Origin of the sequence: Myxococcus sp. AS-1-15, assembly GCF_020037055.1 — a bacterium.
GTDB classification, from domain to species: Bacteria; Myxococcota; Myxococcia; order Myxococcales; family Myxococcaceae; genus Myxococcus; species Myxococcus fulvus.
On the sequence record NZ_JAIQDF010000001.1, the window covers coordinates 879,022 to 905,095 of the forward strand.

At 70.4% G+C, this 26,074-nt stretch carries 13 protein-coding genes; 7 read left to right on the forward strand and 6 right to left on the reverse strand.

Annotated features, from left to right (window positions below):
- Positions 1–436: 436 nt before the first annotated feature.
- From K8625_RS03700 to ftsZ, 5 genes are all read left to right on the forward strand, one after another.
- Positions 437–4,285 (forward strand): Ig-like domain-containing protein, encoded by a 3,849-nt coding sequence (locus tag K8625_RS03700; protein WP_223781839.1) that lies wholly within the window; start codon positions 437–439, stop codon positions 4,283–4,285.
- Positions 4,286–4,662: 377 nt separating this feature from the next.
- On the forward strand, positions 4,663–5,517 hold the full coding sequence (locus K8625_RS03705) for a cell division protein FtsQ/DivIB (protein ID WP_141326182.1): 855 nt from the start codon (positions 4,663–4,665) through the stop codon (positions 5,515–5,517).
- Positions 5,518–5,561: 44 nt separating this feature from the next.
- Complete coding sequence (gene ftsA, locus K8625_RS03710) at positions 5,562–6,794, forward strand: cell division protein FtsA (protein WP_046715495.1); 1,233 nt, start codon at positions 5,562–5,564, stop codon at positions 6,792–6,794.
- 412 nt (positions 6,795–7,206) lie between these two features.
- Positions 7,207–15,252 (forward strand): Ig-like domain-containing protein, encoded by an 8,046-nt coding sequence (locus K8625_RS03715; RefSeq protein ID WP_223781840.1) that lies wholly within the window; start codon positions 7,207–7,209, stop codon positions 15,250–15,252.
- Positions 15,253–15,623: 371 nt separating this feature from the next.
- Positions 15,624–16,847 carry a cell division protein FtsZ gene (ftsZ, locus tag K8625_RS03720; RefSeq protein WP_046715493.1) on the forward strand — a complete coding sequence of 408 codons (1,224 nt, stop codon included), beginning with the start codon at positions 15,624–15,626 and terminating at the stop codon, positions 16,845–16,847.
- 13 nt (positions 16,848–16,860) lie between these two features.
- Here ftsZ and K8625_RS03725 read toward each other — a convergent pair whose 3' ends face one another.
- Positions 16,861–17,208: a hypothetical protein gene (locus K8625_RS03725; protein ID WP_046715492.1), complete on the reverse strand. Its 348-nt coding sequence runs from the start codon at positions 17,206–17,208 to the stop codon at positions 16,861–16,863.
- 251 nt (positions 17,209–17,459) lie between these two features.
- Here K8625_RS03725 and K8625_RS03730 point away from each other — a divergent pair, with 251 nt between their 5' ends.
- On the forward strand, positions 17,460–18,236 hold the full coding sequence (locus K8625_RS03730; protein WP_223781841.1) for an enoyl-CoA hydratase/isomerase family protein: 777 nt from the start codon (positions 17,460–17,462) through the stop codon (positions 18,234–18,236).
- A 34-nt stretch (positions 18,237–18,270) separates the two neighbouring features.
- Here the strand turns inward: K8625_RS03730 and K8625_RS03735 are convergent, their stop codons facing one another.
- Both K8625_RS03735 and K8625_RS03740 read right to left on the reverse strand, forming a co-directional pair.
- The gene (locus tag K8625_RS03735; RefSeq protein ID WP_046715490.1) at positions 18,271–18,864 is read right to left on the reverse strand and encodes a response regulator; all 594 of its coding nucleotides are present in this window, start codon (positions 18,862–18,864) and stop codon (positions 18,271–18,273) included.
- A gap of 100 nt (positions 18,865–18,964) precedes the next feature.
- The gene (locus K8625_RS03740) at positions 18,965–20,746 is read right to left on the reverse strand and encodes an FHA domain-containing protein (RefSeq protein ID WP_223781842.1); all 1,782 of its coding nucleotides are present in this window, start codon (positions 20,744–20,746) and stop codon (positions 18,965–18,967) included.
- Between the two features lie 66 nt (positions 20,747–20,812).
- Between K8625_RS03740 and K8625_RS03745 the strand changes: the two genes are divergently transcribed.
- The gene (locus K8625_RS03745) at positions 20,813–22,489 is read left to right on the forward strand and encodes a rhomboid family intramembrane serine protease (protein ID WP_223745197.1); all 1,677 of its coding nucleotides are present in this window, start codon (positions 20,813–20,815) and stop codon (positions 22,487–22,489) included.
- On the opposite strand, the gene K8625_RS03750 is transcribed toward K8625_RS03745, so the two are convergent.
- The 3 genes from K8625_RS03750 to K8625_RS03760 form a co-directional block, all read right to left on the reverse strand.
- Positions 22,473–23,474, reverse strand: coding sequence for an RNA ligase family protein (locus tag K8625_RS03750; protein WP_223781843.1), 1,002 nt, complete (start codon positions 23,472–23,474; stop codon positions 22,473–22,475). The genes K8625_RS03745 and K8625_RS03750 overlap by 17 nt on opposite strands.
- 96 nt (positions 23,475–23,570) lie before the next feature.
- Positions 23,571–24,449: a hypothetical protein gene (locus K8625_RS03755; RefSeq protein WP_223781844.1), complete on the reverse strand. Its 879-nt coding sequence runs from the start codon at positions 24,447–24,449 to the stop codon at positions 23,571–23,573.
- Between the two features lie 6 nt (positions 24,450–24,455).
- Positions 24,456–25,751 carry a hypothetical protein gene (locus tag K8625_RS03760; RefSeq protein ID WP_223781845.1) on the reverse strand — a complete coding sequence of 432 codons (1,296 nt, stop codon included), beginning with the start codon at positions 25,749–25,751 and terminating at the stop codon, positions 24,456–24,458.
- Positions 25,752–26,074 lie beyond the last annotated feature (323 nt).

Sequence of the window (26,074 nt, forward strand, 5' to 3'; positions counted from 1 at the left end):
CTCCACTGAGCGCTCGGCGACAAGGTGGTGTCACTGCCGCCGATGCGGGGCACTGAGCCGAGGTGGTCCCGCCAGTTGGCCTGCGCGTGGGCATTCCTCCGTGTGCGTGGCGACGCCGGACGTCTTGGTGGAACGCGCTGTCCTGTGCGTGGCCCTCATGCCGCGCGCGTGAAGACTTCGGACGATTCGGCCGGCACGTTCGCTTCGGCGCGACCTGTCCACCTCGACCACCCCTGTCGTCCGCCACTGTGTGCCGTGGTGAGAGTGGAGGCGTCGTCGCGTCCTCTTTCCCAGGACTCTCAGTCTCCGCGTAGGCGAGACGTGATGGCAGATGCAACGGAATGTGCGACTTTTTCGGCGCCATCCGTTCTTGAGCAGGGGCTGGATTGGGTCCGCAAAAGTGGCCCGTCGGTTCTTCACCGCGCCCCCACCTCTCATGAACGCGAACGCTCCGTGGAAGCGCAGTGTCCTGCTCATCCTGGCCCTCTGGCTGGGAGTCACCGCCTGCAAGGACTCCGAGTCCGACGACCCTCCGGTGGACGTCGTCGACTCGGGCTCGGATGCGGGGAGTCCTGACGGAGGTTCACCCGATGCCCATGTCCCGGACGGAGGAGGGGAGCCGACAGACGGAGGCGGGCCCACGTCGGATGGCGTGGGCTTCATCGACTACACACTCCCCATGCAGGACGCGGAGCAGGTGCCTCGCAACACGCGCATCCATGTGGCCTTCGTCGATGCGCTCGACGACACCACCGTGGGATCCGCGAGCCTTACTGTGACGGAGAACGGTGTGGCGGTTGCGGGCGCCGTCACCCATGACGCCGCCACGCGCTCCCTGGCCTTCGTCCCCGCGCGAACCTTCGCGGCCGACACGCTGGTGACGGTCACGGTCGCGACCGCGCTGCGCACCACGACAGGCAACAGCTTGCCCGGGCCCTATGTCTTCCGCTTCAGCGTGGGCGCGGAGACGGACACGAGGGCACCGACGGTGTCCTCCACCCGACCCACGCATCAGCAGCGGTACGTGGCGGTGGGCTACCCCGTGTACTCGCTCACCTTCGAGGAGCAGATGGACCCGCGGACCCTCAACGCGGAGACGCTCCGCTTCGAGCAGAAGCTGGACGACTCACCAGCCGCGCCGCTCACGGGGGCCATCTCGTACGAGCCCAGCTCCCGCACGGCCTACTTCCGGCTGAACCCGCTGCCCGCGCCGGGCGCCGTCGTCACCGGCACGCTCTCCACCCAGGCGAAGGACCTGGCGGGCAACGCGCTCACGAGCAGCTTCAGCTATTCGTTCACCCTGAGCATCGTCGCGGACAACGGAGCGCCGAGCCTCGCATCGACCTTCCCCGCATACGGGGCGACGGGTGTCCCCGTACGCATCGCCGCCATCGAGGGCATCTTCGCGGAGCCCCTGCGCCCCACCACGGTGAGCGTGGAGCGCTTCTATCTGGAGGAGATGGACGAGATTGGCGCGAAGCCCGTCCGCAAGGTGCCCGGCACCGTGCGCTACGATGACCGACGGATGGCGGCCATCTTCACGCCGACCTCGCCCCTCGCGTACCAGACGCGCTACCGGGTGACCATCGACGACGTGGAGGACCTCGCGGGTAACGGCTACCCGTGGATGGGTTCCAACCCATTCTGGTTCGTCACGGAGCTCCAGCCCGCACCTCCCCAGGTGACGGGCGCGCTGCCCGTCGGGGACGCGCGCTTCGTCTCGCGCGACGGCGCGCTGCGCGTGAGCTTCGACCGTCCGCTGGACCCGGCCTCCGTCAACACCACGACCTTCTCGGTCGCGGGGCATTCGGGCCTGGTGAACTACGAGGCCTCCACCCGCACCGCCGTATTCCGTCCGGTGCCGCCGTTCGCGCCGGCCACCGTCTACACGGCCACGGTGAAGGACGTCCGCACGCCCCAGGGACAGACGCTCGCCGCGCCCTTCACGTACACCCTCCGAACGGTGGACACGCGCACGCAGGTCAGCGGCGCCACGCACGGGCAGCCCGGCGGCCTGGTGTTCGCCACCGGCCCCCTGGGCACGCTGGCCGTCTGGAACGAGGACACCGGCGAGGGCGTCCAGGTGCGCGCGGCGCTCGACTCCGGCGGCGGCTACGGTGCATCACGGCTGCTCGGAGTGAGCACCTCGGCGGCGGTGGTTCCTCAGGTCGCCGTCTGGGACAACCGCTTCGCCATCTCCTGGCCGGATGCGACGGGCATCAACCAGCGCGTGGTCGCCTTCGATGGGACGACGCTCACGACCGCCGGGCCCAACACCACCGGGCGCCTGTTCAGCGCGGCCGGGCGCCTGTTCATGGTCGAGTCGAATCGCATCCGCGCCCTCTCCGGCAACCAGTGGGCGGAGGTCTTCGCCACCGGCACGCTGGGGGCGAACCCCACGTTCCTCCACAACGGCGGCGCCGTGCTGATTGCCTCCACGCCGGGCGCCAACCCCCGCGTCGCCGTCACCTACGACGGCGTCCAGTGGGTGCAGAGCTCCCTCTCGTCCCGCGCGGACGCCGACTACCTCCGCGTGGGAGACACCTTCGTCCGCGCGTGGGTGAGCGACCGGGGCACGGAGTTCTCGCGCTTCGACCGGGCCACGCGGCAGTGGAGCGCCCCGGAGCTCATCTCCACCTCGGACTCGGACGCGGTGAAGCTCGCCACGGACGGACAGGGCATCACCGCCGTCTACGTCCACGCGAACGGCTTCCCGTACGCGGCGGACCGCGTGGGGAGCACGTGGCAGCCGGAGGTCCGGCTCGCGGAGAACTCGGTCAGCACGTTGTGGGGCGTCGCGCGGAGCCACGGCAACTTCGTGGCGCTGTGGACCGCCAGCGTCAGCACGAGCCAGCTGCGCGCCACGTACCAGACGGGCGGCTCCTGGTCCTCGCCGGTGACGGCCACCGTGGTGACGGGGATGAGCCGCGTCCGCGACCTGCGTGTGCAGGGCGACGACCTGCTCGTCCTCACCGAGACGGGCAGCGCCACCGCCAACCATCAGGTGTGGGGCACAGCGCTCACGCTCCAGGGCTGGCGACCCGCGGTCCTGCTGCGCGACTCCACGGCGGGCCGTGCCTCGTTCATTCCCATCGACTCAGGACAGGGCGTGGTCTTCGCGGCGCCCGGACAGCTCACCGTGCGCGCGTACCAAGGGGCGGGCGAGTGGGCCGAGCCCCGGCCGCTCGCGGCGCCCGCCGCCACGGGCACGGTGGGGGTGAGCTCCATCGACTTCCTGCCAGACGGGCGGGGCGTGGCGGCCTGGGAGCAGTTCGACGCCGGGGCGTGGAGCGTCTTCCTCGCCGAATACGACGGGACGTCCTGGGGGCAGCCCGTGCACGTGGCCCGTCCCGCGCGCAAGCCGCGTGTCGCGCGCCACGAGGGCCGCAGTGTCGTCGCCTTTCAGCAGCCGGTGACGGACGGGAAGCTGGACGTGCGGGTGGTCAGCTACGAGGACGACCAGTTGGGCACCGCCGTCCTGCTCGACAGCGTGACGGCCACCCAGCTTCACCTGGACGTGGACCAGAGCGGTGGTGGCTTCCTCGTCGCGTGGGGCATCGCGAACGTGCGCACTTCCTACAGCGCGGATGGCCTGTCGTGGTCGGCGGCGACGACCACCCTTCCCGCGGACACCATCAACAACTGGCAGATCGACCGGCTGGATGTCGACGCGGTGGGCAGCCAGCTCGTGGTGTCCGCGCGCCGGTACATCAACTTCCTCGCGAGGGTGAGCATGGGCGGCATCTTCCAGAACACCTACGGGAGCTCGGCCCACATCGATGACGAGCAGTACGTCGTCCACGGCAACACGCTGATGATGGTGGAGGGACTCTCCGACGAGATTGGCTGGCGGGCCTTCAACGGCGAGACCTGGAACCACACCTTCACCCGCATCCCGGGGCAGGGGGGCTATGCGCTGGTGGGCCCGTCCCCCCAGGGCCTGCGCCTGCACACGGGCAAGGCGTGGTTCCGCTGGGATGGCGCGAACTGGGTGCACGTCGCGGCGAGCAGCCGCCCCGCCAACGCCAACGCGGGCCGCATGGTCTGTGACGACAAGGGCTGTGGCGCGGTGGCGGCGTCGCCCCGGGACTTCGCGGGCGTGCTCGCCCTGTCCTACGCGGTGGGCACCGGCCCGCTCCACGCGGGGGCCACTCCGGGGGAGACCTCCACCGGCGTTCAGTACGACAGCGCGACGCTGGACTTCGAGGCGGGCACCTACCGCCTCACATGGCACCAGCTCGTCGAGGACCGCGTCACCGTGCTCCAGGCCAGCACCCGGCTGTGAGGTCCGCCACCGGGTGGGCCTCCCCCGCCCGCCCGGTGCAGGGACATCGTCCCGAAGTCCAGGAGGCCGGGGCGCCCTCCCGCATGAGCCCGTCCGGTCGGGCCGCGGGAGGGCGGCGGGCGTTTCGAGGCGGGGACGAAAGCTCCGGTTCTCGCCGTGAGTTCACCCGCTGACGCTTCCGCGCGCGGGCTTGATAAAAGTCCCCTTGAAATCCAGCCGCTTGAAGATCAAGGTCCGCCGCCCTTCGCCAGGGGCCCGCTTGGGGCGGGAGCCTTGTTTCCTCAGGGGTGTTTCACGCGCTACAGCAACGTGGCTGTTGCCAAAAACTGGCGTGGAGATCCATCCGCGCGCAGCATGCGTGACACCGTTCCCTCACCATGGCCTTCGGACGAAGCAAAAACCGCCGCCGTCAAGACTCCGCCCAGCGAAATGAGGCGGTGAAGAGCGCGGTGCGTTCGAAGGGCCCGGGCGTCGTGAAGGTACTGGCCCTGACGCTGACGACGGGCCTGTTGGTGTGGGGCGGGGTGGAGACGCGCAAGTGGGCGTTGTCGTCGCCCCGCTTCGAGCTGGCGGCGGTGTCCTTCACCGGCCTGGAGCGCGCCTCGCGCGTGGAGCTCTTGCGGCTGGCGGCGCTGACGAAGGGTCAGAACCTCTGGACGTTGGACACGGGGGCGCTGGAGCGCGCGATGCGCCAGCACCCGTGGGTGAAGAAGGTGGAGGTGACGCGGCGCTTCCCGAACCGGGTCTCGGTGCAGGTGTCCGAGCATGTCCCGGAGGCGCTGGCGGTGTTGGGCGAGCTGTACGTGCTGGACGAGGAGGGCGAGCCCTTCAAGCGGGTGACGCCCGGCGACGGGCTGGACCTGCCGCTGGTGACGGGGGTGGACAGGGACGGGTACGTGGCGGACCCGCAGGTGGCGCGCCAGCGGTTCCAGGCGGCGCTGGAGGTGGCGCGGGCCTACACGAGCGCGTCCCCGGGCAAGCCCGAGCGGCTGTCCGAGGTGCGGATGGAGGGGCGGGAGGTGACACTGGTGGCCGCGTCCGGCCAGGAAGTGCGCCTAGGCGAAGGAGATTCCGAGGTCAAGCTGCAGCGGTTGGCCCGTGTTCGTCGCGAACTGAGCGCGAGGGGGCTTGCAGCGGAGATCATTCACCTGGATAACCGGGCCCGGCCCGGCTGGGTGGCGGTGAAGATTTCGAGCCCCGCGTCCGAGAGGAGCGGGAGCCCGAAGCCGTAAGAGGACGCCCCTTTCACGAGAGTGGGGGGCCTGGGAGGGTTGTCATGGCGAAGCAGAAGTCGGGGGAGATCATTGTCGGCCTCGACATCGGCACGACGAAGATTTGCGCCATCGTCGGTGAGCTGACCGACAGCGGTATCGACATCATCGGTATCGGGACGCATCCGTCGAAGGGGTTGCGCAAGGGCGTGGTGGTCAACATCGAGGCGACCGTCTCCTCCATCCGCCGCGCCATCGAAGAGGCGGAGCTGATGGCGGGCGCGGAGATTTCCCACGTCTACACGGGCATCGCCGGTGGCCACATCAAGGGGTTCAACTCCCAGGGCATCGTGGCGGTGAAGGACAAGGAGGTCCGCGAGGCGGACATCGCGCGCGTCATCGACGCGGCGAAGGCGGTGGCCATCCCCCTGGACCGGGAAGTCATCCACGTGCTGCCCCAGGAGTTCATCATCGATGACCAGGGCGGCATCAAGGAGCCCCTGGGCATGGCGGGCGTGCGCCTGGAGGCCAAGGTCCACATCGTCACGGGCGCCGTGTCCAGCGCGCAGAACATCGTCAAGTGCGCCAACCGCACGGGCCTGAATGTCTCCGACATCGTCCTGCAGCCCCTGGCGAGCGCCGAGGCGGTGCTGGGCGAGGACGAGAAGGAGCTGGGCGTGTGCCTCGTCGACATCGGCGGCGGCACCACCGACATCGCCATCTTCTCCGGCGGCTCCATCGTCCACACGGCGGTGATTGCGCTGGGCGGCAACAACCTCACCAGCGACATCGCCATCGGCCTGCGCACGCCCGCGCACGAGGCCGAGCGCATCAAGCAGAAGTACGGCTGCGCGCTGGCGTCGCTCATCAACAAGGACGACACCATCGAGGTCCCCAGCGTCGGGGGCCGTCAGCCGCGCGTGCTCGGCCGCCAGATCCTCTGCGAGATTCTGGAGCCGCGCGTGGAGGAGATCTTCCAGCTCGTGCACCGCGAGATCCAGAAGTGCGGCTACGAGGACCTGCTCGCTTCGGGCGTGGTGATTACGGGTGGCTCCACGCTGCTGGCGGGCATGCCGGAGCTGGCCGAGGAGGTGCTTGGGCTGCCCGTGCGTCGCGGCATGCCGCGCGGCATCGGCGGGTTGGTGGACGTGGTGAAGAGCCCCATGTACGCCACGGGCGTGGGCCTGGTCGTCTACGGTGCCAAGCACCTGGACCGGCGCATGTTCCGCATCCGCGAGGAGAACGTGTACAAGAAGGTGAAGGGCCGCATGCGCGAGTGGCTCGAGGAAATCTTCTAGCGCCTGGGACGCAGCGCGCGTCCTGTCGTAACGCGAGGGGCTCTTCCGGAAGGAGGGCCCCTCGTCGCTTTTCTGGCGGCATGCGTCAGCGGTGCCCCCTTCGTTGACGTGTCAGGGCGGCTGCCCCGCAGGGTCCTGACAGGTCAGCCCGAGGGAGACGTGAGGGGTGGGTCATCCGGTTTCCAGAATCCGGATCCGTGATTCGGATCCGCGGGCCTGGAGGGAGGGGGGCGTCCGAGTGAACCCCCCTGAAACAGGGCGTGGACCGGAAGTGGACGGAGTGTGGCTCCTGGATTGCTATGGGCGTTCACTGCCGCACGGGCCAGTCCCTACACCCCGCGGCCCCGGTCCTATGACTCCCACATCCAAAACTCCCACTTCGCAGGTCGCGGCACGTCGTGGACGCGCTGGCTTGCCCGTCGTCGGTCTGCTGGCGCTCCTGTGTGCCGCGCTGGCGGCGCCCGCGGCTCACGCGGAGCCCGACCGCTTCCACCTCGGTAACGGAACGACGGCGCTGACGGTCAACGTCCCCAACACCGTCATCAACACCTATACCCGGGTGTCGTCGGGGACGGTCCAAGTTGGACAGACCTTCGTCAACGTCGCGTCCACCACCGGGTTCGCGGTGGGCAACCTGGTGATGGTCTACCAGCCGGCCGGGCTCACGGCGCCGGCTTCAGGCAACCAGACGCCCATCGACATGAGCACGGCGGCGAACGCCCCGGTTGGGCGTTGGGAGTTCGCGCGTGTCACTGCGCTGACCGCGACGCGCCTCTCCTTCGCGACTGGGTTCACGGTGTCCTTCGCGTCCAGCAGCACTCTTCCCATCCAGGTCATCCGCGTCCCCGAGTACACCACGGTGACGGTGAATGCCGCAGGCTCGATCGTCGCAGCGCCTTGGGACGGCGCCACGGGCGGCGTGCTCATCTTCCTGGCCACTGGCGCGGTGACGAACAACGGCGCCATCCACGCGGATGGCCGAGGCTTCCGCGGCGGCATCTTCTGGAACGGCTCGGGTGACGGCTGCACTGGCATCAACCAGGCGTATCCGGGTGGCGCGCAGAAGGGTGAGGGCGTGGTGCTGTCGGCCTACGACAACACCGACCCGTTCGTCGCGGGCTCCTCGGGCTACGGCAACATCGCCAACGGTGCCGGTGGTGGCATCTGCCACAACTCGGGCGGCGGTGGTGGTGGCAGCGCGGGCGCGGGTGGCAAGGGCGGCCGGACGTGGAGCGGTGACGAGCCTCCCTCCCGTGACGTCGGTGGTCGCGGCGGTACCCAGATGATCTACTCGCCCGTGAGCACTCTGCTCTTCGGCGGTGGTGGTGGTGCGGGTCACAGCAACGACGACTTCGGTGGTGGCGGCAGCGCGGCGGGTGGCATCGTGTACATCCGCGCGGCCTCGCTGTCGGGCACGGGCCGTGTCTCTGCCAACGGTGTGGCGGGCGAGAACGCCCGGGACGACGCCAACGACGCCGCGGGTGGCGGTGGCTCCGGCGGCACGGTCTCCGTGCGCACCACCGGAAACCTGACCTGCAACAACAACCTCGTCACGGCCAACGGCGGCAACGGCGGCAGCACCACCTTCGCCGAGCACGGCACGGGTGGTGGTGGCGGTGGTGGTCGCATCCTGTTCCAGGGCGCCAACGTGGCTTGTACGGCGACCGTCACGGGTGGACTTCCGGGGACGCAGCCCACGGCCGGCGCTCCGGACGGGCTGACCTACGGCGCCATCGCGGGCGGCGTGGGTGTCATCACCACGCTCCCTGGCGCTTTCGTGACGCCGGCGGCTCCGGTGGTGGTGACGCCGGCCAACGGCTCCATCACGGGCGTGCGTCCTCCCATCTCCGGCACGGCGACGCCCAACTCGTCGGTCGTCATCTCTGTTGACGGCGTGGTGCTGGCCACCGTCCCAGCGGATGCCTTGGGCAACTTCACGTACACGCCGACCGTGGACCTGGCGGTGGGCAACCACACGGTGAACGCGGTGTCCGTGCTGAACGGCGCGACGAGCGCGGTGAGCAACACGAACACCTTCACCGTGCAGAACGCCCTGCCTCCCCCGGTCATCTCCACGCCGGCCAACGGCGCGGTGCTCCTCGCGTCTCCGACGCAGATCACCGGCACGGCGTCCGGCGGCGCCACGCTGGTCGACCTGACCATCAACGGCACCACGTACACGAACATCCCGGTCTCCGGCGGCAACTGGACCTTCACGGTGCCGGGTACGCTGGCGGACGGTCTCTACAACCTGTCGGCCGTGGCTCGCGACGCGACGCGCACCAGCACGGCGACGACCTCGAGCTTCACGGTGGACACGCAGACGGTGGTCGCCGTCACGACGCCGGCCGAGGGTGCGGTGCTGACGAACCCGGTGGTGACCTACTCCGGCACGGGTGAGCCGGGCGCCACCGTGACGGTGGTGGTGGACGGCACCACGGTGGGCACGGTGACGGTGAGCGCCGGTGGCACGTGGTCGGTGCCGGTGGCGGCGCCGCTGGCCGACGGTCCGCACACGGTGACGGCCACGGCCGAGGACGCGCAGGGCCACACCGCCACGGACACGAACACCTTCACGGTGGACGCGGGCACGTCCGTTGCTGTGACGACGCCCGCCGAGGGCGCGGTGCTGACGAACCCGGTGGTGACGTACTCGGGTACGGGTGAGCCGGGCGCCACGGTGACGGTGGTGGTGGACGGCACGACGGTGGGCACGGTGACGGTGGGCGCGGGCGGCACCTGGTCGGTGCCGGTGGCCACGCCGCTGGCGGACGGGCCGCACACGGTGACCGCCACGGCGCAGGACGTCAGCGGCAACACGGCCACGGACACGAACGCGTTCGTGGTGGACTCCGGCACGTCGGTCGCTGTCACCACGCCCGCCGAGGGCGCGGTGCTGACGAACGCGACGGTGACGTACTCGGGTACGGGTGAGCCGGGCGCGACGGTGACGGTGGTGGTGGATGGCACGACGGTGGGCACGGTGACGGTGGGCGCGGGCGGCACGTGGTCGGTGCCGGTGGCCACGCCGCTGGCGGACGGGCTGCACACGGTGACGGCCACGGCGACGGACACGAGCGGCAACACGGCGACGGACTCGAACACCTTCACGGTGGATGCGACGACGTCGGTGGCGGTGACGACGCCGGCCGAGGGCGCGGTGCTGACCAACCCCGTGGTGACGTACTCGGGTACGGGTGAGCCGGGCGCGACGGTGACGGTGGTGGTGGACGGCACGACGGTCGGCACGGTGACGGTGGGCGCGGGCGGCACGTGGTCCGTGCCGGTGGCCACGCCGCTGGATGACGGGCCGCACACGGTGACGGCCACGGCGACGGACACGAGCGGCAACACGGCGACGGATACGAACACCTTCACGGTGGACACGGGCACGTCCGTCGCGGTGACGACGCCGGCCGAGGGCGCGGTGCTGACCAACCCGGTGGTGACGTACTCGGGTACGGGCGAGCCTGGCGCCACGGTGACCGTCACGGTCGACGGCACTGTCGTCGGCACGGTGACGGTGGGCGCGGGCGGCACGTGGTCGGTGCCGGTGGCCACGCCGCTGACGGATGGTGCTCACTCCGTGACGGCCACGGCCGAGGACACGAACGGCAACACCGCGACGGACACGAACACCTTCACGGTGGATGCGACGACGTCGGTGGCGGTGACGACGCCGGCCGAGGGGGCGGTGCTGACCAACCCCGTGGTGACGTACTCGGGTACGGCCGAGCCGGGCGCCACGGTGACCGTCACGGTCGACGGCACTGTCATCGACACGGTGACGGCGGGTCCGGACGGCAGTTGGTCGCTGCCCGTGGCCACGCCGCTGGATGACGGCTCGCACACGGTGAGCGTCACGGCGACGGACACGAGCGGCAACACGGCGACGGATTCGAACACCTTCACGGTGGACACGGGTACCAACGTGGCGGTGACGACGCCCGCCGAGGGCGCGGTGCTCACCACGGGCACGGTGACGTACTCCGGCACGGCCGAGCCGGGCGCCACGGTGACGGTGAGCGTGGACGGCAACACGGTGGGCACGGTGACGGCGGGTCCGGACGGCAGCTGGAGCATCCCGGGCAACTCCTCGCTCAACGACGGCCCGCACACGGTGACGGCCACGGCCGAGGACGCGCAGGGCCACACCGCGACGGACTCGAACACCTTCACGGTGGACACGAGCACCCGCGTGGCCATCACCACGCCCGCCGAGGGCGCGGTGGTGAACACCGCCGAGGTGACGTACACGGGCACGGCCGAGCCGGGCGCCGAGGTGACGGTGACGGTGGATGGCACCGTCGTCGGCACGGTGACGGCGGGGCCGGACGGCAGCTGGAGCGTCCCGGGCAACTCGTCGCTGGCGGATGGTTCGCACACGGTGTCGGTCACCGCGGAGGATGAGCACGGCCACACCGCGACGGACACGCACACCTTCACGGTGAACACCGCCACCACGGTGGCCATCACCACGCCCGCGGAGGGCGCGGTGCTCGACAACGGCGTCGTCACGTACTCCGGTACGGGCGAGCCGGGCGCCACGGTGACGGTGGTGGTGGACGGCAATACGGTGGGCACGGTGACGGTGAGCGCGGGCGGCACCTGGTCGGTGCCGGTCGCCGCGACGCTGGCGGATGGCTCGCACACGGTGACGGCCACGGCCGAGGACGAGGACGGCAACACCGCCACGGACACGCACACCTTCACGGTGGACACGAGCACCCTGGTCGAAATCACCACGCCCGCGGAGGGCGCGGTGCTCGACAACGGCGTCGTCACGTACTCCGGTACGGGCGAGGTCGGCGCCACGGTGACCGTCACGGTCGACGGCACCGTCGTCGGCACGGCGACGGTGGGCGCGGGCGGCACCTGGTCGCTGCCGGTGGCCACGCCGCTGGCGGACGGCTCGCACACGGTGACGGCCACGGCGGAGGACGCGCAGGGCAACACCGCGACGGACACCAACACCTTCACGGTGGACGCGGAGACGTCGGTGGCCATCACCACGCCCGCCGAGGGCGCGGTGCTCACCACGGGTACGGTGACCTACTCGGGCACGGGTGAGCCGGGCGCCACGGTGACGGTCGTGGTGGACGGCACCACGGTGGGCACGGTGACGGTCGGTGTGGACGGCACCTGGTCGGTGCCCGTGTCGACGCCGCTGGCCGACGGGCCCCACTCGGTGACGGCCACGGCGGAGGACGCCAACGGCAACACCGCCACGGACACCCACAGCTTCACGGTGGACACGGTGCCTGACACGCGCATCACCGCGAGCCCGCCCGCGAGCTCCGGCAGCGCCACCGCGGACTTCAGCTTCGAGACCGTGTTGGCCGACCCGAACGCGACGTTCGAGTGCTCCATCGACGGCGGCGCCTTCACCCCCTGCACCAGCCCCACCCAGTACACGAACCTGGCGGACGGGGAGCACACCTTCCAGGTGCGCGCGGTGGACGCGGACGGCGACGTGGACCCCACGCCGGCGAGCTTCACGTGGACCATCGGCCTGGACTCGGATGGCGACGGCCTGACGGACGCGGACGAGATTGCTCGCGGCACGGACCCGAACAACGCGGACACGGACGGCGACGGCATCTCCGACGGCATCGAGGTCAACGTCGGCGGGACGGACCCGCTGGACGACGACTCGGATGACGACGGCGTGCTCGACGGCAACGAGGACAAGAACCACGACGGCATCGTCGACCCGGGCGAGACCGACCCGAACAAGGCGGACACGGACGGCGACGGGCTGCAGGACGGCACGGAGCTGGGCATCACCGAGCCGCAGGGCACGGACACGGACCTGGACGTGTTCATCCCGGACGCGGACCCGACGACGACGACGGACCCGCTCAACCGGGACACCGACGGCGGCAGCGTGTTCGACGGCAACGAGGACACCAACCACAACGGCCGTGTCGACCCGGGCGAGACGGACCCGAACGTGGCCGCGGACGACCTGGACTCCGATTTGGACGGCGTCCCCGACGCGCGCGAAATCGAGCTGGGCATGGATCCGCATGACGCGGACTCCGACGACGACGGCGTGCCCGACGGCGAGGATGGCCTCACCGACACGGATGGGGACGGCGTCATCGACGCGCTCGACCCGGACAGCGACAACGACGGGCTGAACGACGGCACCGAGCGCGGCGTCACGCGCGAGACGGCGGGCCCGGGCACCAACCTCGACTCGCCGAACTTCGTGCCGGACGCGGACCCCACCACCACCACCGACCCGAAGAACCCGGACACGGATGGTGACGGCCTGCGCGATGGCGAGGAGGACAAGAACCACGACGGCCGCCGTGACGCCACGGAGACCGACCCGAACGACGCCGACTCGGATGACGACGAGCTGAGCGACGGCGTGGAGGTCAAGGGCTCCAACGCCACCGACCCGCTCAACCCGGACACCGACGGCGACGGCCTGCGCGATGGCCAGGAGGACGCCAACCACAACGGTGGCCTCGACAACGGTGAGACGAACCCGAACGACGCCGACACCGACCGCGGTGGGGCGAGCGACGGTGACGAGGTCGAGGGCGGCTCCAACCCGCTCGATGGCAACGACGACTTCGTCGTGGTGGGCCGTGGTTGCAGCACGGGCGGCGCGGGCACCTTCGCTCCGCTGGCGCTGCTGCTGCTCGCGCTGCCCCTCTTCGGTCGCCTCCGCCGCTCGTCGCGGGCGGTGGCGGCGGGTGTCGCCGGAGGCCTGGTCCTCGCGGGGACGCTCGTGGCCCAGCCTGCCCACGCGCAGGTGACGCCGCCCCGGGGCGCGTCGCAGTCCATCGATGTGCAGCGCTACAAGCCGGGCCCGGGCGCCGAGGACATCCTCGGTCTGCACAGCGCCCGCGTGCAGCGCCACCTGGGCCTCAACCTGGGCCTGTCGCTCAACTACGCCAGCAAGCCGCTCAACTTCCTGGACCCGCGCTCGGACCGCTTCATCACCGCGGTGGTGAGCCGTCAGGTGGGCATCGACCTGATGGGCGCGGTGGGTCTGTTCGACCGCTTCGAAATCGGCGTGGTGCTGCCGGTGACCATCCAGGGCTCGGACCCGGCGCCGCAGGTGGATGCCTCGCTGGCGGATGGCGTGAGCTCCGGCGGCATCGGTGACCTGCGGCTGGTTCCGAAGGCGCGAATCATCGACGGGGAGAACTTCGGGCTCGCGCTGGCGGTGCCGGTGGTGCTCCCCACGGCGGGCGGCAACGACTTCCTCGGAGGCTCGGGGGTGGCGGTGCAGCCGAAGCTGGTGGCCGAGTACGGGCAGCGGGTCCGCTTCGCCGCCAACGTCGGCGTGGACCTGCGCGAGAAGCAGGTGCTGCGCAACCTGACGGCGGGCAACGCCTTCACCTACGGCCTGGGCACGGAGATTCCCTTCTCGCTGGGCCGCGTCCCGCTCGCCGCCGAGGCGACGGTGATTGGCGCCATCGGTCTGGACGAGCAGGACACGGAGGAGAGCCCGCTGGAGCTGCTCGCCGCGCTGAAGTACCGCTCGGCGAAGGGCTTCTCGGCGCACCTCGGCGGTGGCCCGGGCCTGACCCGAGGCTACGGCACGCCCGGCTACCGGTTGCTGGCGGGCTTCAGCTTCAGCCCGCCGCCGTCGCCCAAGCCGACGGCGCCGCCTCCGCCGGTGGACACGGACGGCGACGGCCTCTACGACCCGGACGACCGCTGCCCCACGCAGCCCGAGGACAAGGACGGCTTCGAGGACGCGGACGGCTGCCCGGACCCGGACAACGACCAGGACGGCATCCTCGACGGCGACGACCAGTGCATGAACGAGCCGGAGACGAAGAACGGCTTCCAGGACGAGGACGGCTGCCCCGACGTGGCGCCGCCGGTGGACACGGATGGCGACGGCATCTTCGACCCGGATGACCGCTGCCCGAACCAGCCCGAGGACAAGGACGGCTTCCAGGACGAGGACGGCTGCCCGGACCCGGACAACGACAGGGACGGCATCCCGGACGTGGCGGACAAGTGCCCGCTGGAGCCGGAGACCATCAACGGCGTCCAGGACGAGGACGGCTGCCCCGACAAGGGCAAGGTGAAGGTCCAGGTGGATGGCGAGCGCATCCTCATCCTGGAGAAGGTCTACTTCGCCACGGGCAAGGACATCATCCTGCCGCGCAGCTTCCCGCTGCTGAAGCAGGTGGCCGCGGTGCTTCGCGCCAATCCGCAGGTGGAGCTGCTGCGGGTGGAGGGCCACACGGATGACCAGGGCAACGACGCGGCCAACCTGGACCTGTCGCGCCGCCGCGCCGCCAACGTCCGCGCGTTCCTGGTGAAGGAGGGCATCGACGCCGGCCGCCTGGAGTCGCAGGGCTTCGGCGAGGCGAAGCCGGTGGACACTAACAAGACGGCGAAGGGCCGCGAGAACAACCGCCGCGTGGAGTTCACCATCCTGCGCGTCGGCAAGGTCGAGGTGGAGCGCGAGAGCCCCTGAGCTGACCTGAGCTGGAGCTGAACCCCGAGGGTGGTCCCGGAATCCTGTCCGGGGCCACCCTCGGTTTTTGTCGCGAGACGCGTCCTCCACCATGCGTCCTGGGCGCCTGACGGTGCGTGAAGACCCGTCACGCCGGGGTGGGGGACCCGCCAGGGCGCGCCGCCTTTCGCGAGTCAAGGGGCGAAGTGGACCCTCCACGCCACGCTGCTTGCTGCCGACGCCGCTGCGTAAGTGCGCGTCAGGACTCGGTGCCGCCTCATCCCGCTACATGTGCGTAGCGGAATACTTGCCAAAGATCGGGACTTGCTGATGATTGTGGAGGTTGGAGGCCCGCGCGCTGCATCGCGCGACGCCTGCCGAAAGGACCGCGTATGGACCAGTTCGATCAGAACAAGCAGGCCGCCAAGATTCGGGTCGTCGGGGCAGGTGGGGCAGGCTGCAACGCGGTCAACACGATGATCATGTCCAAGCTGGACCGCGTGGACTTCATCGCCGCCAACACCGATATCCAGGCGCTCGCCGCCAGCAAGGCGCCCACGCGGCTGCAGCTGGGGCAGACGCTGACCAAGGGTCTGGGCGCCGGCGCCAATCCGGAGATGGGCCGCGAGGCCGCGCTGGAGTCGAGGGACCAGATTGCCGCGGTGCTCGAGGGCGCCGACATGGTCTTCGTGACGGCGGGCATGGGCGGCGGCACCGGCACGGGCGCGGCGCCCATCATCGCGGACATCGCCAAGAGCCTGGGTTGCCTCACGGTGGGCGTCGTCACCAAGCCCTTCCTCTTCGAGGGCAACAAGCGCCGCAAGCAGGCCGAGCAGGGCATCGTGGAGCTCAAGGCCGCGGTGGACACGCTCATCACCATTCCGAACCAGCGGCTGCTGTCGCTCTCCAACGAGCCGATGCCGCTTTTGGAGACCTTCAAGCGCGCGGACGAGGTGCTGCTGAACGCCGTGCAGGGCATCAGCGACCTCATCCAGTACCACGGCTACATCAACGTCGACTTCGCCGACGTGAAGACCATCATGAGCGACAAGGGTCTGGCGCTCATGGGCACGGGCAACTCGTCGGGCGACAAGCGCGCGCTGACGGCCATGCAGCAGGCCATCTCCAGCCCGCTGCTCGAGGACGTCTCCATCGACGGCGCCACGGGCCTGCTCATCAACATCACGGGCGGCCGGGACATGACGCTCCAGGAGGTCAACGAGGCGTTGACCCTGGTGCACGACGCGGCCGACAGCGAGGCGGAGATCATCTTCGGCTCGCTCATCGACGAGAACATCCAGGACGAGGTGAAGATCACCATCATCGCGACGGGCTTCGTGCACCGCGATGCGCCCAAGGTCCGCAACGTGGCGCCGGTGGTCCAGGTCCCGCTCTCCCGTTCGCCGCAGCAGTCGGTGCTGATTGGCGCGCGCGAGGAGGTGGCCAGCCTGGTCCCCGCGAAGGGCAGCGCGCCGCGTCCGCTCGCTCCGGTGGAGTCCAGCAAGAGCATCAGCAACCGCACGTCCGTGGTGAAGGAGTCGGCGCTGCCTCTGGACGAGGACCAGTTCGACATCCCCACGTTCCTGCGCCGGCAGGGTCAGACGGAGCTGCCGTAGTCCCCGCGAAGGACTAGCGGGCGGGGAGCTGGGCCACGCTGGCCTCGTCCCGCCCGGCCAGCTTGTCCGCGCGAGCGAAGAGCGTGTCCAGCTCCTCGTACAGCGCGTCGATGCGCTCCTGCTTGCGGGGCGCCGGAATCACACCGCTCCCCGACAGCTCCTCCAGTCGCGCGCCGGCCCGCTGCAACAGCTGCAGGGCCTTGAGCAGCGACAGGCCGCGGCGCGTGCCGTCCTGGGTGAAGAGGGTGCCGCTCTGGGTGAGTGCTTCGAGCGTGCCTCGGACTCCGCGGACGCGGTCCGCGTGACGGCCACGGTAGAGGTCCATCCGCCGCGCGCGACGCGCGCCATGGAGGTCGACCACACCAACACCAGTGCCTGAGGAAGAGGAGGGCTTCACGGTGTGACAAGGTACGCCATGCCCTCCTACAGCCGCAAATTTACTGGATTGTAGGGACCTGTTGCACGGTGTCTCGCTCGTCGGGCGGGCAGGGGAGCAGGGCCCGCGCGACGAGGTGTGGATGCGCGCGGACGGCCGTATTTGCTGAGGCATCCCGGGGCGGAAGCGTGGGAGGTTCGCGCGCGAAATCCGTGTGTGGAGGCGAGTCGAAGCCCATGACGATGGAGAAGTCACCCGGGGTGGAGGTGGAGGACCGGGAGGACGGCGTGCGGGTGCTGACGCTCTCCAACCTGGCCCGCCGCAATGCGCTCAACGACGCGATGCTGGCGCGGCTGGCCGCGGCGCTGGAGCCCGCGCCGCACGTGCGCGCCTTGCTGGTGCGAGGGGCGGGCGGGACGTTCTGCGCGGGCTATGATCTGACGCACCTGGGGCCTCCCGGGGAGGACGGGCGGCTCCCGGACGACATCCTGGTGGACTGCCTGCTCAAGCTGGAGCGGCACCCGGCGCCCAGCGTGGCGCTGGTGCGCGGCGCGGCGGTGGGGGCGGGGTTCGACCTGGCGGCCTCGTGTGACTTCCGCGTGGGCGCGCCGGAGACGGTCTTCCTCATGCCTCCGGCGAAGCTGGGAATCGTCTACTCGCCGGAGGGCCTGGCGCGGGCCACGCGGCTGGTGGGGTTGTCGCGGGCCAAGCAGCTGTTCCTCACCGCGAGGAAGCTGGACGCGCGCGAGGCGCTGGACTGGGGGCTGCTGGACGTGTGCGAGGAGGACGCGGAGGCGCGTGCGGACGCGCTGTGCGCGACGCTGGCGGGGCATGCGCCCGGGGCGGTGTCGGGGATGAAGGAGTCCTTCGGGCTCTTGGGGCGCTCGCCGCTCGGGGACTCGGAGCGGGCGCGGCTGCGGGAGCTGCGCGCGAGGGCGTTCGCCAGCGAGGACGCGAAGGAGGGGCGGGCGGCGTTCCTGGAGAAGAGACCGCCCCGCTTCACCGGCCGCTAGAGACTGGAGCGGCCGGCGAGGCGGTGGGGGTGCTTCAGGTGTCGCCGAACAGCTCGCCCATGCGCAGCTGGAGCGCGGAGGCGATCTTGTAGAGCGACGAGATGGACGCCGAGGACTCGGCGCGCTCGATTTGCGACAGCAGGGACACGGACAGGCCCGTGCGCCGCGCGAGCTGCTTGAGGGTGAGCTCCTGCGTCTTGCGGGCGTCGCGGATGGTGCGACCGATGGCGCGGTGGAGATCCGCCTCCGGGTCCTGCGACAGGCCCTTCTTCTGGAGGGCGTTGCGGACGGCGGAGATGAACTGCTCGGGCTCCATGGGCTTCTTGACGTAGTCAGAGGCCTGGGCCTTGAGCGACGCGACGGCCGTGTCCACCGTGGGGTACGCGGTGGCGACGATGACGGCGACGTCGGTGTCGTACTTGCGGATCTGCTCCAGCACCTCGGTCCCCGACATCTGCGGCATCATCATGTCGAGGATGACGAGGTGGAAGTCGGAGCCACGGAGGATCTCCACCGTCTGCGTGGGGTCCGTCGTGGTGACGACCTCGTAGCCTTCGCGGGTCAGCACCAGCTTGAGGTAGTCGCAGTTGTCCTGCTCGTCATCAACCACCAGGATGCGAATCTGCACAGCGTCTCCTCGCTGCAGGTGAACGTCGTCGAGCTGGGGCTCGGGGAGGGGGCGAGCACGCGCAGCCAATGGGGGATGGTCCGCCTCCCTTGAGCTTCTGCTATCGGTTGCTGTCGTACGCCTTCAGGAGATCCGTAACGCCCTTGCGAGAGGGGTGATTCGCCGGGGCGAGCTCCAGGAACTTTCGGTAGTGCTTGGCCCCCTCGTCGATTTCGTTGAGCCGTGCGCGGGTGATTCCCAGCACGAGGTGGCAGTCGGCGTTCGAGTCGTTCACCCTCGCGCACTTCTCCGCGAAGGTGAGCGCCTCGCGGTAGTTCTGCTGCTTGAGGAGCTCGCGCGTCTTGCTCACCAACTCGATGGTGGGGTCTTCGACGTTCGCCTTGTCGGGCTCCTTGGCGTTCGCGGGCGGGGTGTTCGCGGGGGGCTTCTGGGCCTGGGCCGCCGCCTGCGCCGCCGCGGCCTCATCCTGCTGCTTCTTCTCGAGCGCCCCGACCTGCTTCCTCAGCTCCGCGTAGCGGTCCTTGAAGAACTCGGTGCTGGCGGCGGCATCCAGCGACTTCTTGGCGTCCTCGAGCTTGCCCGCGCCCAGTGAGTTCTGCGCGTTCTCGAGTTGAGCCTGCGCGTTCTTCTCGGAGTCGACCTTGCCCTGCAGCTGCTTGGCCTCCTTCCGGGACTTGTCGCCCTCGGGAAGCTCCGCCAGGGTGCTCTCGGCCAGCTCCAGGTCCTTGCTGTCGAACGCGGCCCTGGCCTTGTCCATCAGCTCCTTGTAGGTCGGCTTCGCCGGCGCGGCAGGCGTCTCCGGCTGCGCCACCGTCTCCGGCGGCTGGACGTCCTCGGGCGGCTGCTTCACCGGAACCACCGGGGGCGGATCCACGGGCTTCGTGTTCGGCACCACGGCCACGGGGTCGACAGGCTGGGGAGTCCCCCCACCAAGCTGACCCTGCTTGTACATCCAGAAGATGACGCCGCCACCCAGCAGCAGCGCGACGAGCCCGGCGACCAGCGGCAGCTTCGACATGCCGCCTTCGCTCGCGCCCTGCTCCTCGGCCTCGTCCGCGGCATCACCGGCGGCCAGGAAGCGCAGCTTCACGTGGCCCAGCTCCACCACGTCGCCGCTGTTCAGCGTCGCCTGGGCGTAGCTCTCGCCGTTGACCGTCATCCCGTTGGCGGACTGCATGTCGATGACACGCCACTCGCCGGTGTTCTCGCGCACCAGCTTGGCGTGCGTGCGCGACAGCGAGCGATGATCCAGCGTGATGTCGTTGTCGTCCGTCCGGCCGATGCGCAGCTCCGTCCGGATGCACGCGAACTCCTGACCGCGCAGCTCGTCCGGGGTCAACACCACCAGACGCGGCGCGTCCTTGGTGTCGATGTCCTCCAGCTTTCGCGGGCGGTCCGCCTCCACATGATCCAACCGGATGATGGAGGTGGAGTTTCGACGCTTGTCCGCGCCGTCCAGGGACGGAGGAGTGTGGTCGTTCTCCTCCCCGTCGCCGGGCGACTCGTCCTCGGAGCCCTCGGGCTCGTCGGGCTCTGATTCCTGCCGGCGCGCGGGCACCTTGGTCGTGATGGGGCCTACGGCGTTCGCGGCGCCCTCGGCCTGGAGTGCCAGGTCGTAGTCGCCGATCTGGATCAGGTCGCCCTCATTCAGGGGCGACTGACCCGCGATACGCTCGCCGTTGATCCGGGTGCCGTTATAGCTACCCAGGTCCTCCACCACGACATGGCCGTTCAACCGCACCAGTCGTGCGTGACGACGAGACACGTTACGTTCCGTCAGGCGGATGGTGTTTCCCTCCTGACGGCCGATGGTGATCTCGTCGCGCACGAAGGGAACAACGGTCTTGCGCCCCTCGTCGTCTTCGATGATGAGCTTCAGCACGGGTCCGATCCGCGTACAGTCATAGCAGAACGCCCTTTCAAACCACAAGTCATGCATCCCCCTCAAATGACAGGACTTTCTCCCCAGCAGGTGGGGCAGCCGGGCCTGTTGTCCATCGGTCAAGCGGCCGGGCAGGGGGGCGCTCGGGCGTTTCCCTGGGTCACGCTGACCCTGGTGGGGGTCCTTCTGGGGGTCCATGGCGCCCTGGTGATGCGGGGCCCCGTCGACGTGGACGCGCTGGTGCGCTGGGGCGCCAAGGCGGGGCCGCTCGTCCTGGAGGCGGGGCAGGTGTGGCGCCTGGCGACGGCCAACCTGCTGCACCGGGATGCGCTGCACCTGGCCCTCAACGTCGTCGTGCTGGTGGCCGCGGGCGTGGCGCTGGAGAAGGTCTGCCGACGTCGCGACTATGTCGCGCTGCTCGTGGCCGCGGGGCTCACCACCATGGCGAGCTCGCTTGCCTGGTCTGGCGCGGTGAGCGTGGGCGCGTCGGGGCTCGTCTATGGATGCATGGGCGCGCTGCTCGTGCTCGGACGCCGTCACCGATCACACGCCGCCTTCCGCGTGCGTTGGCTCTCCGGGGAGAGCGCGATTCCCACGGTGCTCGTGTTTCTCTGGATGGGCTGGACATCCGTGGGCGTGGACAACGCCGGGCACCTGGGCGGCCTGGTGACGGGGCTGCTCGCCGGAGCGTTCCTGGAGCCGCGCGAGCTGGAGGGCATGACGCGGCCGGGAGTGGCGCGGCCGGTGGTCGGCGTCCTGGCGGCCCTCGCGGTGTCGACGGCGGTGGTGGTGGAGCGCTCGGGCTGGCGGATGGAGCGGGATGACGGCTTTGGCGTCGCGGTGATGATGCCCCAGGGATGGAGTGGCGAGGTGGACGGGCAGGGGCGGCGCACGTTCTCCAACGGGCTGCCGGGACTGGGGCGCGCCACGTTCTCCGCGGAGGCCATCGAGGCGGGGGAGCCTGGCGACGGACTCGCGCAGGCGCGGCATTTCAAGGAGGAGACGCTGCCGCTCGGTGTGCCCGGACCCGAGGGACGGACGCTCTCTATCCAGGGCCCCCAGCGCACGCAGATCGGCGGCAGGCTCGCGCTGAGGCTGCGCGCGGAGCTGGACGGGCCGGCGGGAGGAAAGCGGCTCATCGCCTTCTTCGTGCCGCGCGGCGAGTGGGTCTACCGGCTGGTCTTCATCTGGCCCGCGCAGTGGCCCGCGTACCAGGACATCGTGAGCCGGATGGTGGCGGAGCTGCGCTTCGATGAGCCCTCGGTGCTGCGCGAGGCGCGGGGACGGGCGCTCCTGTCTCCAGGCGCCGCGGGACCGCAGCGGGAGCTGGGCGCGGTGCTGCGGCGGCTGGGCGCGTCGAGGCAGGCCATCGTCCCGCTCACGGAGGCGGTGCGCCTGTCGCCCTCACACGTGGGCGCGAGGGTGGAGCTCGCGCGGGCGCTGCTCGATGCCGGGCGCGTGGACGAGGGCTGTCACGCGGCCGAGGAGGCGGAGGTCTACGGACCTTCGGACACGGGCGCGCTCGAGGCGGGCGTGCGCTGCGAGCTGTCGCGAGGCGCGCTGCCCCGAGCGCTGGAGCGACTGGAGCATGCGCGACGCGTGGACCCGCAGGATGCGCGCCTGAGGGCCGCCGAGGCCGCGTTGCGCGCGGTGCTGGAGACCTCCTCGCCCCATCCCTCCCAGGAGTCGCCGCGTCCGGGCGGCATCCTGGAACGGGGGAGCCGGCTCACTCCTCGTCCTTGAGCAGGAAGTCGTTGTTGATGACCTTGAACGACAGCCTGCCGCCGCCCAGCGTGGGCGACTGCCGCTCGACGAGCGGCCGGACGACGATGCCTTCCTTGCGGTTCTTCGTCCCGGGGTAGGAGCCCTGGGCCAGTCGCAGGTAGTGCTCCAGGCCGTGCTCGAACGCGCGCGCCTCATCGCCCGTGATGACGTGCTCCACCGGCACCGAGCGCAGCCCGTGCCGCTCGCAGAACGCGAGGTGCTCCGCGTGGCCCAGGAAGTGGCCCGTGCGCGTGTCGTGGACGCTGAAGACGAACAGGTCCACCGCGTCGAGCCCCAGGCGGTTCTTCTGGATGCCCGGTCCGCACAGCTCTCCCTGGATGGCGAAGCCGGGTGGCAGGACGGTGGCCAGCGCGTACTTCTCCGCCACGCGCCACGCCGGGTGCTTGCCGGGCTTCAACGCCCAGTTGCGCGAGCACGCCACCAGCTCACCCTCCAGCGTCCGCAAGAACGTGGACGAGGTGCCGTCCAGCTTCGTCGTCACGTAGAAGTCGAGGCCCCGAAGCTCGTCGAGCACGCCCAGCGCCGACTGCAGTCGAATCTCGTCCGTCTTCGGCACCTGGCCCGGGAAGGGACCGGCCACGTCGTTCCCCTCGGAGGGCGTGGGCTCGAACTTCACGACGCCCAGCGCATCCTTCACGTCCGTGCCGATGGGCGGCACCTCGCCACCCAGGATGGAGGTCGGCAGCGCGAGCCCCTGGGACAACACGCCCCTGAGCCTCGCCGTCTTCACGCGGAAGCTCCGGGCCCGGAGGAACTCCGCCCAGGCCTTGCCCTCCGGAAGCTGGCTGTCGATTTCGAAGAAGACGCACGCATCCCCGGGGGCGAACTCGCCCCTCCTCACCACCACGTCCCAGCCCATCACCCGCGCCTTCAGGATGTTGTCGGCTCCGGGGATGTCCTCCAGGTGGTCGATGCGCTGAATCGAGACGAGCTTTCTCTCCATGACGGACCTCCCATCGCGCCGCCACGAGGGGCGGGCTCCCTGGTGACGCCACGTGCCTCGCGGGCTGACAGCCCCGCTGGCACACCGTGGGCCTTGTTACCTCGCGCTGAAGGCCCGCACCACCAGGCTCGCGCCCACCGTCCACGTGTCCCGTCGGAAGAGGCCCGCATCGCCCTGGACGGCGCCGCCGGACAGGCGCAGCGCCACGGGCTGGTCCGCCACGGCGAGGAACACCCGCTCCAGTGACGCGTCCGCGCGCATGCGGAAGGAGGTGCCTCCATCCACGCCGTGCGTCCATCCCGCGAGCCCCGAGGCGCGCAAGGCCCACAGCCCGTCCTCGCTCTCCAGCCCTCCGTCGAACATCAACGAGGTGAAGGGGGACAGCTCCTGCGAGGTGCCGTCCCGCGAATGGCGCAGCGTGTGGGTCGCGACGGGACCCACTCCGAACCAGACGCGCTCGGTCTCCGAGCGAATCGGGTCCACCAGGAGCCCCACGCGTCCGGTCTCCAACGTCCACCCCGGTCCCTCCCAGACGCGGCGCTCCAGGTGGGCCGCGCGCAGCGCCACCGTCACGTCGAACGGGAAGGGGATGCGCAGCGGGCGCGCGGTGGGAATCAGGATGAAGCCCTCCTCCAGGTGGCGACGCAGCAGCCCGTCATACGCGGTGAAGGACAGGCCCCGACGCGCGCCGTCCCACAGCTCCACGTCGACCAGTCGATGGTTGTTGAACCACGGGGTGCCCTTGCTCCGGCTGGTGCGGCCGCTGCGCAGACGCACGCTCGCGCGCAGGGACAGGGCCTGGACGCCGTCGTTCATCACGACGCCCGAGCCCACCACCAGCCCTTCGCCTGGGTCGAAGCAGACGGGGAACGGGTCACCGAGCGCGTCGTGTGGAGCACACGGGTCGACGTGGGGCGTGTCCATGCCTGGGGTGGGGGCCATGGTCAGCAGCAAGGTGAGACCGAGCGCGAGCACGGGCTTTCAGTCCCGCGCCTGCTGGGCCTTGGGCGCGGAGCGGCGCGCGGGAGCCCAGAGTGAGAAGCGGAGCCCCGCGGAGGCGGACCACTCCCAGCGCTGCGGCAGGTAGGGGATGTCGTTGCGCCACATCCCGCGCGCATCCACCACCAGCGACAGCGGCTGGTCGTTGATGGCGATGAGGATGAGCTCGTAGCCGGCGGAGACCTTGAGTCGCTCCGGCCTCAACGGGCGCCCGAGGATGGCGCGCGACAGGAGCACCTTCTCCGCTTCCACGCCGAGGCGCAGGTGATGGAAGCCATCCCGGTCCAGCGTGAGGTCCGCCTCCAGCACGGCGCCGGGGACGAGCGAGTTGACGTCGTTCTCGTAGTCGCGCTCGGCGGACGGGCCCGCGCGCACGCGCACGTACGACACCATGTCGCGCGAGTGCCACAAGTCCAGGGTGGCATGCACGCTGCCCCAGGTGAGGAAGCCGCCCTGCAGCTCACCGCGCTCCACCTCCTCCACGCGCAGCGCCTCCAGCCACAGGCCCATGTCGAGGCTGATGTCATACCGGCGCGGCTCGCCGAAGAACGTGGTGATGCGGAACAGCGGGTCATCGCGCTCGACGCTGAAGTCGTAGCGCAAGAGCGTCGAGTCGAGCGTCCGTTGCCCCAACATCACCTCCGTCTCCAGCATGCGCAGCCGGTGCAGATGCCGGTCGTCGGCGAGCTCCAACGCGATGCCGAAGTCCAGACGCACGCGGTCCTCGCGCGGGACGCCTTCCCGCCACAGCGGGCTCCACGCGCCGCCCAACCAGATGCGTCGGTGCAGGTCGAAGTTGAACTGCATCACCCGGCCGCGCTCATCGCGATACCAGCCGGGCGGCGCGTCCGCGATGGAGGGCTCCAGCCGATACTGGCGCAGCACGTGCGCGGGGATGGACGTGTCACGCTCGAGGATGCAGCCGCGAGCGCGCTCCAGCATCCGGTCCGTCTCCCGCCCGTCCATGTCCAGCTCGTGCTGCGGGGCGATGAGGCAGCGTCGCTCGCGGGTATCGCACTGGGCCCTCCAGTACCCCGAGGGAACCGCGGGTGTGGGTGGCAACGTGAGGCACACCACGGGTCGCTCCGGGTCCTGCATGGGCAGTGGGTCGGCCGGAGGCTGGATGGCGGACGCGACGAGGGGCGCACCTTCGTCAGGGGTGCGTTCGAACAGCGGCCCCGTCGCTTCGTCGGGCGCGCGGCCCTGTCCCTCGGAGGGCGGAGGCGTGGGGGCGGGCTCGCTGTCGGGAGGAGGCGTCCCCCTGGATACCGGGGTCACCGGAGGGGCGCCTTCATCGCGGTGGGTCGGCTGCCCGTCCGCGGGCTGAGGCTCGAAGGGGGGCGGCGTGAGGAGGGGAGGCGTGGGCCGCACGGGGGCATCCCTGCCCTGGGGGGGCGGGAGCCCGGCGGGGGGCGCTCCCTCCCACTGAGCGAGCAACAAGGCACAACCCAACGTCACCGCTGACACGAGCATGGAGCCTCCGCGAACCGGACGGAGGCGGCCGTTTCAAGGCCCGTGCCCCTGGCCGCTCCCCGGGCTCGCGGCATGTGGGCCTCCCTCTTCCGTGCAGGCTCCTGCACAATGGCGCGCAAGCTCCCGCA

Bases quoted from the DNA above. Each gene is read 5' to 3' on its own strand.
- K8625_RS03730 (WP_223781841.1), top strand. From the start codon at position 17,460: ATGACGATGGAGAAGTCACCCGGGGTGGAGGTGGAGGACCGGGAGGAC.
- K8625_RS03750 (WP_223781843.1), bottom strand. From the start codon at position 23,474: ATGGAGAGAAAGCTCGTCTCGATTCAGCGCATCGACCACCTGGAGGAC.
- ftsA (WP_046715495.1), top strand. From the start codon at position 5,562: ATGGCGAAGCAGAAGTCGGGGGAGATCATTGTCGGCCTCGACATCGGC.
- K8625_RS03705 (WP_141326182.1), top strand. From the start codon at position 4,663: ATGGCCTTCGGACGAAGCAAAAACCGCCGCCGTCAAGACTCCGCCCAG.
- K8625_RS03700 (WP_223781839.1), top strand. From the start codon at position 437: ATGAACGCGAACGCTCCGTGGAAGCGCAGTGTCCTGCTCATCCTGGCC.
- K8625_RS03745 (WP_223745197.1), top strand. From the start codon at position 20,813: ATGACAGGACTTTCTCCCCAGCAGGTGGGGCAGCCGGGCCTGTTGTCC.
- ftsZ (WP_046715493.1), top strand. From the start codon at position 15,624: ATGGACCAGTTCGATCAGAACAAGCAGGCCGCCAAGATTCGGGTCGTC.